1 tRNA gene and 1 rRNA gene are annotated in these 717 nt (G+C 55.0%); both read right to left on the bottom strand.

Features of this window, described 5'->3' with window-relative positions:
• Nucleotides 1-465: 465 nt before the first annotated feature.
• Nucleotides 466-542, bottom strand: a tRNA-Met gene (locus ACR0FG_RS20920).
• A gap of 88 nt (nucleotides 543-630) precedes the next feature.
• Nucleotides 631-717, bottom strand: a 5S ribosomal RNA gene (gene rrf, locus ACR0FG_RS20915); the annotation flags it as partial.

The raw sequence follows: 717 nt of genomic DNA, 5'->3' as shown, positions 1-717 counted from the left end.
GCAAATCCGCCGCATAATCAATCCAACCAGATGCGCCAGATCCTCTCTTAGCTCAGGCCGACATCTGTCCCAAAATCCCTGACGACGGACACGACGCCATCAGTGATGGGATGTTCCATCCCAGCATGAAAGATAAGCTGACAGCGTTGGAGGCTCGCAGATCGGAACTCGCAGCCTTGATCGCCTACGCCTCTGATGAACCACCAGTTTTGCTGCACCCCGGCCTGTCCGATGTGTATAGGGAACAGGTCGCCAATTTGACCACGGCGTTGCGCGATCCCTCATCGCAAGCTGAAGCAACATCCATCATTCGTAGACTGTTGTCGGAGATTCGATTGATCCCGGAAGATGGGACGTATGCAATTGAACTCATTGGTGAACTGGCGGGTTTGCTTGCGTTGGGTGTGTCCCAAAACGAACAAAGCCGCCCGGGGGCGGCTTGTTCTAGACTCTGTTCGACCCAAGTGGTTGCGGGAGTAGGATTTGAACCTACGACCTTCAGGTTATGAGCCTGACGAGCTACCGGGCTGCTCCATCCCGCGACACTTTGGTTTGGCCTACCGCTTACGCTACTTGAGGCCGGGGTCGGTAATTCTGATATCGTATTAGAGAGAATTGGGCTTTTACTAGGTTTGGCGGTGACCTACTCTCCCGGGGCTTAAGCCCAAGTACCATTGGCGCGGCAGTGCTTAACTTCCGGGTTCGGGATGGGACCGG

The sequence above is a fragment of the Ruegeria sp. E1 genome (genome assembly GCF_056534225.1).
The sequence above is the reverse complement of the archived record's forward strand: the minus strand, read 5'-3'. Positions and strand labels throughout refer to the sequence as shown.